The following is an 11,644-nucleotide window of genomic DNA, read 5'->3' on the forward strand; positions in this document are numbered from 1 at the left end:
CGAAAGCGCATTAAGACCTAACCCGAACCTCGCTCCCCACAAACGCACCCCGGCTCTTCTCCAGCGTCCGCGCGTACTCCACCCGTCCGATGACGCAGCCCGGACCGATCGTGACGCGATTGCCCCGCACGACAGAGGCTTCGGTATAGGACAGCCGAATCTCGTCGCCTTCGATGAGGCCGGCCTTCAGCACGGATGGTCCCATCGAGGTAAAGCGGCGTTTCAGATCCATGATTCGGCTGCGCTTCACCTCAATGCGGCCGCAGCCGATCTCCTTCGCTTCGCAAGGTCCGTACAGGTTAACGTCCAGTCGATCCGCGCTGAGCAGACCGCCGATTCGGAAGCCGCCGCTGAGCTCCGCCTCCTCGACCTCGCAGAATGCGCCGGTCTCCAGATGCCCCTGCATCTTCAGTCTTCCTGCCGAGACGCCGCCTCGAACCGTTAGCTGCCCAAGTCCCTTGAAGGTGCCTGCGCGCAACGAACCCTCTACCGTCAGATCGCCTTGCACGCGTCCTTCCCGTAGGTCGGCCGATCCGTCTACCCGGCAGGTTCCCATCGCTTTGAAGACGTCAGCTTGCAGATCGCCGTGCACGATACCTTCGCCCATGATCCCGACCGTCTCGAACTCGCCGCCAAGCGACTCGCCCGCCCCCATGATTTTCAGCCTTCTCCCGCGGGCTGCGGGGGAATAAACGAAGCCCGTGCCTTCTTTCAACGGTTTCATGCTCATACGCGTACCCGCTCCTTTACGCTCGCGTTGGGATGGACGATCAATTCGGTCTTATATTCGACGCGGCCAATCGAACAACCCGCACCGATGACGACCCGATCGCCGCGCACGACCGCGGCCGCCGTCGCTTCCAGACGCACCTCGTCGCCTTCAATCATCCGCGCTTCCAGCGCCGGATCGAACGCCGGGATAACGCGCTGCAGCAGATGGGCCCACGCCCCTCGTTCCGCCCGCTTGACCTCGATGCTGCTCCCGCCGATCTCCTGCGCCTTCGACGCCCCGATAAGTCCGATGTCGATCCGTCCCGCGTTCAGCATCCCGCCGACGCGAATCCACCCGTTCAGGACGATCTCCTCGGCTTCGCAGTTCCCTTCTACCTTTAACGCCCCGTCCAGCACCGCTTTGTCCGCGTATAGACCTCCTCGCACCGTAAACTGTCCCTCTAGACGCACCCGGTCCGCCGTAAGCGGACCCGCGACGGTGACGCGTCCTGCCGCTACGAACGTTCGCGCCTCGACGCCTCCGTATACTTTTCCGACGCCGCTTACCGCCATGTCTTCGGCTTTGACATCGCCGTCGATTTTGCAGACGCCCTCCATTTTGACGCTGCGGTACGCGCCACCCGCCGCGCGGCTGATCCCGTTCAACGCCAAATCGAATGCTTCGGCCAGCATCATGTTCGTTCTCCTCCTCATGCAAGCTTGTTGGTCAATTCCTGCAAACAATCCCGAAGCTTCAGCCTCGCCGCCAAACGCGCGCCGGTCTCGACCCGCAGTTCGCCCCCGATCGGTACGACGAGGAAGAGCGAGATGCCTGCCTTGCGCACCCACAACACTTCCTTGTCCTCGTCCTCCCTTGCCGGCCCTTCCGCCTTGAGCAGCTGCAACAGCGCGCGCTGCTCCGCCGGCGGCATGCGCTCATGGCGCTGCAGTTTCTCGGCCGCATACAGCGCGAACAGCATCCGGAACGACACGCGTCCGTCCGCCGCTCCATCCCCGGGCAGCATGCCGAGCGTCTGCTCGGAGACGATGCGTCGGGCGGTCAGCTCCTCCCGGCGCCAAACCAGCTCGTAGAGCTCCGGCGCGAATTTCTCCGCCAGCTCGTCGAGCGACAGATCTTCCTTCATCTCGAGGATTCGGCGCACTCTCGCCAGCACGAGCTCTCTCGGGAAAAACGTCTCCTGCCCCGTAAAGGTCGAGCGGCGGATAAACCACGCTTCCGGAATCAACTGCTTACGCTTCCACCGATACAGCTGCCCGTACGAAATGCCCGTGATTTCGAGCAATTCCTTCTTGGAGATCAACTCCGGTTCCATCCCGCTCCCCTCCATCGCCAGCCCGTAACAAAACACTGTTACGCTATCCAAGCCGACGCCTCCTTGGCATTCCTCGTCCCCGCGAATGCCTCTCTGTTACGCATTATATGACGCTTCTTTCGCCTGCTGGACCTGCGCGAGGATGAAAACACGCTCGGTCTGCAGACCGAATTTTCGCGCGGGTCCCCGTAACTCATAACATCTTTTATTTGCAAAAAAATCCCGGGCAAACGCGCTTAACGCTGCGCTGCCCGGGATTCTCCTCCTAACCGATTAACCGCGCTCCCGCAGGAACGCCAACGTCTCTTCCCGCGTCGGGATGGACGTCTGCGCGCCTTCGCGCGTGACGGCGATCGCGGATGCCGCCGCGGCGAAGCGCAGGCTCTCTTCCGCCCCGCCGCCGCGGGATTGTTCCGCCGCGAACGCGCCGATGAACGTATCGCCGGCCGCCGTCGTGTCCTTCGGCTCCACGCGGAATGCCGCCACGGTCGCTTCCTTGCCGTCCGCCGCCCGATAATAGCAGCCCTTCTCGCCCAGCGTCACGATCGCGGCGCGCACGCCGCGCCGGATCAATTCCGCCGCCGCCGCGGCCGCCGAGCCGCTGTCCGTCACCGCAAGCCCGGTCACGATACCCGCCTCGGTCTCGTTGACGATGATCGTGTCGATCCAAGGGAATACGTCGCCTGGCAGCCGAAGCGCCGGAGCGGGATTCGCGTAGACTTTCACGCCCGCGGACGCCGCTTGTTCCATGACGAAGCGCGTCGTCTCCCAAGGAATCTCGTTCTGCAGCAGAATCGCGTAAGCGTCGGCCCATACCGGGCGCGCGGCCGCAATGTCTTCGCGAAGGAGCTGCCCGTTCGCGCCCGCCGACAAGATGATCGTGTTCTCGCCTTCCCGGCTGACCGCGATGAACGCCAGTCCCGACGTTCCTTCCTTGCGCAGCACCGGCGCGACGTCGACCCCGCTATCGCGAAGCGAAGCAATCAGCGATTGTCCGAACGCGTCCTCCCCGACGGCGCCGAGCATCGCGACTTCGGCGCCGGAGCGCGATGCCGCGACCGCCTGGTTCGCCCCTTTACCGCCCGGGAAGTTGCCCGTATTCGATCCGTGTATCGTCTCGCCCGGCAGCGGATGCCGCTCCACATGGCTGACCACGTCCATATTAATGCTGCCAATGACTACGATTTTGCCCATGACACTCGTTCCTCTCCAAAGCTGTACTATCCCTACATCTTAGCCGTTCCCGGCCGAACATTCAACCTGGAAGAAAGCGTTCTCTTGAAGGGACCGACTTACCGGATAGGCGGCTGCATTAGACGGATTTGCATGAAATTCCATGTCGGGTAGCAGCCCCGAACGCAGCAAAGCCCGCCGCCCCGGCGCATAACGCCAAGGCGAGCGGGCTTCAAGCTGCCGCACGTATTAAAAGTCGATCAATCCTACGCTGATCTGAAGCGCTTCGTCCACTTTGTGCATCGTCTCGACGTCCAGATGCGTGATTTTGTCGGTCAACCGCTGCTTGTCGATGGTGCGAATCTGCTCAAGCAGGATGACCGAATCGCGGTCAAAGCCATGCGACGCCGCATCGATCTCGACGTGGGTCGGCAGCTTCGCCTTCTGGATTTGAGCTGTGATGGCTGCCACGATTACCGTCGGACTAAACCTGTTGCCGATATCATTCTGTATGACCAGTACAGGGCGAACGCCCCCCTGCTCGGAACCGACAACCGGGGATAAATCCGCAAAAAACACATCGCCGCGTTTAACGATCAAGCTCTACACCCCGCTTACGAGTCGGCCGAGCGTATCGCCCGCGTCTTCCTCCGCTTGAAAAGCCTCCGATGCCATGCCAAGGTTGATCTTGGCCATCTCCATATATCCGCGCTGCATCGACTCGCGAATCTGTCGCTTCTTGCGCTCGATCAAGTAAAGCTTCATCGCTTGACGAATGAATTCGCTGCGGTTCGAGTTTTCCTTGGCGACGATCCCGTCCACTTCCTCCAGCAAATGATCCGGCAAACTGATCATGATCCTCTTGGTGTTCTGCATATTGGCCACCAACTCGCACCTCCAAAAACATTTCCAAAAAAGCGCACTATCAGTATTTCTTCGTTCCCTGTGAAATATACACCATTCATAGTATGCGGCCCGTATTGCCTGTATGCTGCACACGTTGATATACCAATGAAGTCGTCCCGGGCGTCCAATGCGATGGGCGCTGCAAAACAAAACCAGTTCCCGTATCCATACTTGGTGCTTCCTACATATTCGCGCAAAAAGACGAAATTCCTCTTCCAAACGCGAATACCGGCGTCGGTAATATCTGACAGAATCGCCTTAAACGAGCGGATTCATGACGTTCGCCGGCTGCCCGCCGCGCATATATACGCGAGGGACGCGATTGGCGATCATGCAGGTCACCTCGTAATTAATGGTGCCCAGCTTCGCCGCGATCTCTTCGGCCGTTATGGCCTCGCCGCCTTGACTGCCGATCAGCACGACTTCCTCGCCCGGCTCGACCTGCACGCCGTTCATCGTCGCCGGATCCAGCGCGATCATGCATTGATCCATGCAGATCGTCCCGAGCACCGGGACGCGCACGCCGCGCACGAGCGCCTCGGCTTTGCCGGTCAGCAGCCGGCTGTAACCGTCGGCATAGCCGATCGGCACCGTGCCGATCCGCTCCTCGCCCGCCGTGAAATAACGGGTGCCATAGCTGATTCCGGAGCCCGGAGGCGCCTGTTTCACCATCACGACGCGCGTCTTGAGCGACATGACGGGCTCCAGCGTAATGCGGGTCTTGTTCACTTCCGCCGAAGGGTACAACCCGTACATGCCGATGCCTAAGCGTACCATGCCGCCCGCCCACTCCGGCGTATCCATCCCCGCGGCCGTGTTGGCCGCATGCACGATCGGCAGACGAAGCCCGCGGAGTTCCAATTCCTGCATAAGCGAGCGGAACCGCTCGTATTGAAGGGCGGTGTAGTCTTTGTTCGTCTCGTCGGCTCGCGCATAATGCGTGAACAAGCCCTCGACGTCCAATCCCGGCTCGCGGAGCGCCCGCTCGACGTAAGCGATCGCCGCCGGACCCGGCGGTAGACCGAGCCGTCCCATGCCCGTATCGATCTTGATATGCACGCGCAGCTTCCTGCCGCTCCTCGGCAGCGCGGACGCCGCCGCCAGCACGTCATCCCGGAACAACGCGACCGAAATATTCATCTCGCGCGCGATCGCCAGACCTTCCGGCGGCACGTAGCCCAAGACGAGAATCGGCGCGGCAATGCCCGCCCTGCGCAGCTGAAGCGCTTCGTCCAGGAAAGCAACGCCTAAATAGTCCACGCCGCATAATTCCGCTTCCCTGGCCGTTTCTACCGCGCCATGCCCGTATGCGTTGGCCTTCACCGAGGCCATAAGGCGCATGCCCGGCGGCAGCGCCGCTCGGAAAGCCTGCAGGTTGCGCCGCAGCGCGTCCAGCGAAATTTCAGCCCATGTCGGGCGATAGTATGCGTTCACCAGCTCCACCTTCTCCTCTTTCCCGCTTCCTTCGCGCGCTTGCCGCTTCGGTCAAAAGAAAGCGGCGCGGGTGCGATTCCCCGCGCCGATTCCTATGAGCGGTTGCCCTTGCCAAGGCGCAGAAGCTTCTGATCCATCAGAGAACCGCCTTGGGCCGCTCTGACATCTCGACCAACCTATCGTTCTTTATGTTATACCCATCGGCAGGCGGCGTCAATGAAACGAGGCGGCTTGCGGCCGTGTTTGGAGCTGGAAATTGTTGTGCTTTTCCCCGTTTATTTCGTCATTTCGCCTTGAACGGACTGCGCGATGCGAACGAGCTCCGTCTCCGGCAGCGTGCCGCTCGTGAGGCGGTATTGAATGCCGTCGTACGTCCAGACGATCGTGCGCTGCGGGCTTTCCTCGTCCCCGATCAACTCGCCCACCGTGTAGACGAGATCGACCATTTGACCTTCGCCCATCGACGAAGCGGCCATGTCGCGCGGCTGCGTTTTGATCAGCGTAAAGTCGTACGTCGCGCCGGAGTAACGGTCCATGACGCCCGGCAAGCCGCCGAATACGATATCGTTCGAATCCTGCAGCGCCATCGGTTCCGGCCCCAGGTAGAGCGGATCGAGCGCCGCCGCCAAATTGTCCTTCAACGCCTGCTCGCCGTTATCCGCCGCCGTATCCGGCGTCGCCTCGCCTTCTACGGGCGCCATCGTATCTTCGGCCGGTTCTTCGCCTGCGGCATTGCCGCTCGCGCTGCCTTCCGTGTCATCCGCGTTGCCGGAATCCGCCGGCGTGTTGCCCGTCGCTTGATCGGCGTTGTTGCCTTCGGCCGCCTTATCGCCGTCTTCCGGCTGCGCCGTGGAAGGTTTGCTCGACCCGCTCAAGTTTTGCTTCGTGTCGAAGACGCTCTTGTCCGGTTTCGAATCGAAATCGAATTCGTTGAATTTCACGGACACCATGACCGCCGAGTTCGTGTCGCTGACTTCGACCTGGAGCGGACGGTAGTCTTTATCGAGCCAGATCTTCTGGCGGGCGAGCGATCCGTTCTGGTAATTCGCCATGACGTCGAACACGTAGTTTTCTTTATCGACCGCGAATTGACGGCTGTTGTCCTGCAGGATGCTCGAGACGAGCGTTTGGTACAGATACACTTGGCCTTGGTTTTGCGGCCAGTCGCTTTGGAAACGGAACACTTTATTGAGACGCGGCGTGAGCACGAAGACGCCTTCGTCGTTGCGCAGCACGATCTGCGTGATGTCGCGCTTCGCGTTCGTCAATTCGATGCGATAGTAATTCGGTTTTTGATATTGCACGTCTACCTGGTACTCCAGCGGCTGCTGACCGGTATTGAGCGTCATCGTGCCTTTCCCGTGATAGCTATCCAGGCTATTGACGACTTTGTCCAAATCCTTGACGACCGTATCCGCGTCCTTCGTGCCGCCGCATGCGGCGAGCAGTGCCGTAAGGCATAATAGAACGGCTGCTAGTAGACTGATTCGACGACGCATGAACTCTCCACCCCTTAATCATAATGTTGGCTTAGCCGTGTACACTCGACTGCTAAGATATCTATGAGGGGACTTGGACATTTATGCGGACTAGATTGACGAGCTTCGGCTTGGCCCAATACAAGCGAATTCGCGGGAGTCGCGAGGCCGCGTCCGCGGCAGGTTAGACGAGCATGCCGGCGAAAAACCAAAAAGACCGCCGGCGGCCGGCGGTCAAGGATATGGGATGATGACGGGCATGACAGGAACGATTAATCCAGCAGGACGTCCGATCGTTCGCCGCGCGCAAGCTCGAACATCGCTTGAATTTGGCGCTCCGTGTTGCGTTCCACGGATAACGGAGGCAGCGCATCTTGCGCGAAGAAACCGACCTGCGTCGTCTCCAGGCCGATCTGAGCGGCGCCGCCGGTCAATCGGCATAAGATGAACATTTTATAGACGTGATGCGGCGAAGGCGGGTGGTCGTGGAACTTCTTGTCCAGCACGGCGAGCAGCCGCACCGCCTCGACCTCGAACCCGGACTCTTCGCGCACCTCTTTCACCGCGATCTCCTTCGGCGACAGCCCGATGTCCGCCCAGCCGCCCGGCAGCGACCACGCGCCGTCCGCCAACTCGCGCACCATGAGCATTGCGCCGTCCTCATTCAACACGACGCCTCGCACGTCCACCTTCGGCGTCGCGTACCCGGTATCGTTTGCGAACAGGTCACGGATTTTCTCCTCGCCCGCTTCCGTGTACGTCTGCATGATTTCCACGCTTAAGTCGCGCAGCATCTCGAACCGCTCGATATCGTAAATATCCTTCCCATAGGCCAGTCCCGTCTGGCTGATCGCCTGAATCTGCTTGGCCCACTCCAGCCACCTCAGCATGGTTTCTCTCCTCCTAATCGACAAAGACCCCGCACTCCGGCATATCGCGCGTTGTGCGGGGTCTTCGATGGTGTTGGCGCTGTGGACAAGCATACCATAGACGCCGCCCAATCTAAACTAGTCGATGGACAATCATTACGCCTGCGTGCGCCCGCTCGCATTCTTGCCCGAATCTTGCCCCGCATCCTTGCCGAGCTTCTTCGCCTTCTCGCATTCCGCGCGGCGCGCCTCGCGGACCTCCTTGTGCAGCTGGCGCAAGTCCTTGCCCTCGGTCGCGACGCCCAGTCGCTTCGCCTCCGCTTGCAGCATGGCTAGCCGTTTGGCCTTATGCTCGGCTTTGAACTTCGCCCACTTCTCCGGCTGCTCCCGGCGCACCTTCCTCAGCTCGTCACGCAGCTGCTCGGCCGTCTTGCCTTCGGTCTTGATGCCGAAGTATTCCGCCGCTTCCTTGAGCCGCTTCGCGCCATGGCGGCGATGCTCGCCCTCCATCGCCTTCCGATGCTCGTCCGCGTAATCTTCGATTCGCTCCGTCTTCGTCTGCGGCTCCTTCGCCGACTCTGGCGCCTGGGACGCCGCGAACGCGGATGCGCCGCCGAATAATAGCATCGCGGCCGCGGCCGCGGATACGCATGTTTTCGTCCATGTGTTCATGATGGTCCGACACTCCTTTTGCGCGTTTGGGATGGCCAACATTTGGTAGTCTGTCCCAACCTCACCGGCCATAGTCCTCCCCGCGCGAAAGGCAGCCCGCTCTATACCTTCGCCAGCCCCGCCAATACCGCCTGCTTGTCGAAGTGTTCCCCGATAAACACCGCCACGTCCTTCACGTCTCCTTGCGGCGTGATGCGGATGAGCTCCAGTTCCCGATAAGCGAATTGGAACAGGAACCGGCTGCCCGTCTCCTTCAGCGTCACGATCCCTTTCGCCCTGTACACGTTGTCCGGCAGCCCCTTGACGAACGCTTCGAACGCATGCGAATCGACCGCCGCCTCCAAATAATGCGTCAGCGCCATGACATGCGCGTGCGAGGCATGGAGATGTTGTTCAGTCCGCTCGCTATGCGCCTCCTCTTCATGTCCGTGACGGCAAGCGCCGTGGTCATGACCGCACGCTTCATCGTGCACATGCGCCGCTTTCCCCGCCGAAGCGTCTAAGATCGCCTTGTCTACCGCCCGATGTTCGTGCGCGCAGCTAGCCCCGCAAATATGTCCGTCATGGGAGCGGCCGGCCGGCCAGCCGCCGGCCGCGTCGAACATGCTTAAATCCGCCTCGCACCGGGTCGTCACCGTCAGCGGCGCATAAGCGTTCAGCTCCCGAACCAGCTGCTGCACCTCGATCAATTCCTCGGCTTCCAACCGGTCAGCCTTGTTGACCACCAGGTCGGTCGCGCATCGGATTTGCTCCTGCATCAGCTTGTACGTTCGGCCTCCGCGCCGGCTGCGCGCCAGCAGCTCCGGTCCGTCCACGACGGTGACGATCGAGCGGAGCTCGATCCGCTCGTACATCGACGTCTCCGTCACGGCGTCGATAATCTCCATCGGATTGGCCGCCCCTGTCGCCTCGATCAGAATGACCTCCGGCCGGTGGTCGTCGACCAGCTTCTTGAGCTCGACCGCCAAATCGCCGCTCATCGAGCAGCAGATGCAGCCGCTGAGCATCTCGGCCATCGGCACGTCGCCGCCGATTACCTGCCCGTCGAGATTCACCTCGCCGATCTCGTTCATGACGACGGCCGCCTTCACGTCCGCTAGGCGATAATGGTCGATGACCCGGTTCAACAGCGTCGTCTTCCCGCTCCCGAGGAATCCGGACAACAGATGCACCGGAATGCTCCGCTCCTCCTGCTCCGCATGGTCCTGTTTATTCATGTCTTTCCCCTCTTCCTCTGGCGGCCGCGCCGCCGTCTCTATATCCCCATTATAGCTTCCCTGCCGGCTGCATCACAATTTTCGTTCCCGCCGCAATCCCCTGCTCTTCGCATAATTACGTTTCGCATCGGTGAAAATAACCGCGTTCCCCACTTCCTTCCAAGGAGGCGATCCGTCATGTCCGATGCAACGTCCGGCAACAGCGGTCCGAATACCGACAGCGAACAATTTGGCAGCTCCACCGACAACAACGGACCCGCTCCGGACAGCGGTCAGCACGCACCCACGTCGGAGGACGGCGGAACGACGGCTGCAACCGGACAGCCGCAGAACATCGATGCTGCACAAACCGCGTCGGCTGCGGGCACCGGGTCCGCAGGGGGATCCGCGCCATCTGACGGCAACGGCAATGCCGGAGCGCAAGCAGCCGCCCCGCTTAAGCCGCTGACGATGGAGAACCTGCTCCGGGAATTCAACAACACGATGGATTTGAAATATCGCGACTTCCCCGCCAACGGGGTCACCGCGGTCTATTTGCAATATATGATCGACGCCGATCAGCTGTATCGTACGCTCGTGCTACCGTTTAGCGGCGTGACGGACGAGATGGCGGGCAAGCTGCTGGAGCAAGCGATATTCGAGCGGGCGAACACGCTGGAGGATGCCGTGTATGCCATCCTGTACGGTAGCGCCGTCGTCTTCTCCGGGGATCGCGCGTACAAGCTGGATCTCACCCGGTCCATCGGGCGCTCGATCGAACAGACCGAGACCGAGACCGTCATCGCCGGTCCGCACGACGGCTTCGTCGAGAACATCGTCGAGAACTTGGCGCTGCTGCGCAAGCGGCTGCGGAGCTCGCATCTGAAGACGGTTTCCCTCGCCGTCGGCGAAGTCACCAAAACCCAAGTCGTCGTCACCTATATCGAAGGAATCGCGAATCAGGAATTCGTTGGGAAAGTCACCGAGCGGCTGAAAAGTATCGAATTCGATGCCATCTACGAGGCCAACATGCTCGTGCAGTTGATCGACGACAATCCGAATTCCTTTTTCCCTCAATTCGTCGTGACGGAACGGCCGGACGCGATTTGCTCCAAGCTGACCGCCGGGCGGGTCGTGATTTTCGTGGACGGATCGCCTTCCGCCGTAAGCGCGCCTTCGTCTTTTTTTGAATTCTTCACCTCGCCGGACGACTACTACCAGCGCTGGCATGTGGGCACCGCGCTTCGCCTTCTGCGCATCGTCGGCTTCATTATTACGGTCGGCTTCACGGCGTTCTACGTGTCGGTCACGACGTTTCATTACGAGATGATTCCGCACAAAATGCTGCTCAACCTGACCAAGTCCAGAAGCAACGTCCCGTTCCCGCCGCTCTATGAAGCGCTCCTGATGGAGACGACGATCGAGCTCTTGCGGGAGGCCGGCGCGCGGCTGCCGACGAAGATCGGCCAGACGATCGGCATCGTCGGCGGTATCGTCATCGGGCAGGCGGCCGTACAGGCCGGCTTTACCAGCAACGTGCTCATCATCGCCGTCGCGTCATCCGCCATTGCGTCCTTCGTCATTCCGAGCTATGTGATGAGCGCCTCGATCCGGCTCATCCGTTTTCCGCTCATCTTTCTGGCTGGCATCTGGGGGAATTTCGGCCTCATGGTTGGCATCGCGTTCATCGTCATTCATCTCTCCGGCATCACGAACCTCGGCAGCTCGTATATGTCGCCGATCGCGCCGATGAACCTCAAGGATTGGCTGGACACCTTCATTCGCGGACCGTTCTCATCGCTGCGCTACCGGCCGTCCCAAGTGAAGTCGCCCAATAAACAGAAAAACAAGATGCGAAAGTAGGTGATGCC

12 protein-coding genes are annotated in these 11,644 nt (G+C 60.7%); 1 reads left to right on the plus strand and 11 read right to left on the minus strand.

Going from position 1 to position 11,644, the window contains the following annotated elements; genetic code table 11:
• Positions 1 to 10 precede the first annotated feature (10 nt).
• From BCM02_RS32880 to BCM02_RS32930, 11 genes are all read right to left on the minus strand, one after another.
• The gene (locus BCM02_RS32880) at positions 11 to 730 is read right to left on the minus strand and encodes a hypothetical protein (RefSeq protein ID WP_148933363.1); all 720 of its coding nucleotides are present in this window, start codon (positions 728 to 730) and stop codon (positions 11 to 13) included.
• A complete protein-coding gene (locus BCM02_RS32885; protein WP_187434544.1) occupies positions 727 to 1,407 on the minus strand; it encodes a polymer-forming cytoskeletal protein in 681 nt (226 codons plus the stop codon). Before BCM02_RS32885 ends, BCM02_RS32880 begins: the two co-directional genes overlap by 4 nt.
• A gap of 14 nt (positions 1,408 to 1,421) precedes the next feature.
• Complete coding sequence (locus BCM02_RS32890) at positions 1,422 to 2,096, minus strand: DUF4004 family protein (RefSeq protein WP_246183664.1); 675 nt, start codon at positions 2,094 to 2,096, stop codon at positions 1,422 to 1,424.
• 222 nt (positions 2,097 to 2,318) lie between these two features.
• Positions 2,319 to 3,239 carry a ribokinase gene (rbsK, locus tag BCM02_RS32895; RefSeq protein ID WP_148933365.1) on the minus strand — a complete coding sequence of 307 codons (921 nt, stop codon included), beginning with the start codon at positions 3,237 to 3,239 and terminating at the stop codon, positions 2,319 to 2,321.
• A gap of 228 nt (positions 3,240 to 3,467) precedes the next feature.
• On the minus strand, positions 3,468 to 3,818 hold the full coding sequence (locus BCM02_RS32900; protein ID WP_148933366.1) for a type II toxin-antitoxin system PemK/MazF family toxin: 351 nt from the start codon (positions 3,816 to 3,818) through the stop codon (positions 3,468 to 3,470).
• Positions 3,819 to 3,821: 3 nt separating this feature from the next.
• The gene (locus BCM02_RS32905) at positions 3,822 to 4,103 is read right to left on the minus strand and encodes a CopG family ribbon-helix-helix protein (protein WP_148933367.1); all 282 of its coding nucleotides are present in this window, start codon (positions 4,101 to 4,103) and stop codon (positions 3,822 to 3,824) included.
• A gap of 279 nt (positions 4,104 to 4,382) precedes the next feature.
• Entirely contained in the window at positions 4,383 to 5,558 is a 1,176-nt protein-coding gene (gene alr / locus BCM02_RS32910; RefSeq protein ID WP_148933368.1) for an alanine racemase, read from the minus strand.
• Positions 5,559 to 5,833: 275 nt separating this feature from the next.
• Positions 5,834 to 7,057: a LolA family protein gene (locus tag BCM02_RS32915; protein WP_148933369.1), complete on the minus strand. Its 1,224-nt coding sequence runs from the start codon at positions 7,055 to 7,057 to the stop codon at positions 5,834 to 5,836.
• Between the two features lie 251 nt (positions 7,058 to 7,308).
• The gene (locus BCM02_RS32920) at positions 7,309 to 7,926 is read right to left on the minus strand and encodes an NUDIX hydrolase (RefSeq protein ID WP_148933370.1); all 618 of its coding nucleotides are present in this window, start codon (positions 7,924 to 7,926) and stop codon (positions 7,309 to 7,311) included.
• 135 nt (positions 7,927 to 8,061) lie between these two features.
• Positions 8,062 to 8,577: a hypothetical protein gene (locus BCM02_RS32925; protein ID WP_148933371.1), complete on the minus strand. Its 516-nt coding sequence runs from the start codon at positions 8,575 to 8,577 to the stop codon at positions 8,062 to 8,064.
• A gap of 101 nt (positions 8,578 to 8,678) precedes the next feature.
• A complete protein-coding gene (locus tag BCM02_RS32930; protein WP_148933372.1) occupies positions 8,679 to 9,794 on the minus strand; it encodes a CobW family GTP-binding protein in 1,116 nt (371 codons plus the stop codon).
• Positions 9,795 to 9,971: 177 nt separating this feature from the next.
• Here BCM02_RS32930 and BCM02_RS32935 point away from each other — a divergent pair, with 177 nt between their 5' ends.
• Positions 9,972 to 11,636, plus strand: coding sequence for a spore germination protein (locus BCM02_RS32935; protein WP_246183665.1), 1,665 nt, complete (start codon positions 9,972 to 9,974; stop codon positions 11,634 to 11,636).
• Positions 11,637 to 11,644 lie beyond the last annotated feature (8 nt).

The organism is Paenibacillus methanolicus (genome assembly GCF_008124765.1).
GTDB classification, from domain to species: Bacteria; Bacillota; Bacilli; order Paenibacillales; family Paenibacillaceae; genus Paenibacillus_Z; species Paenibacillus_Z methanolicus.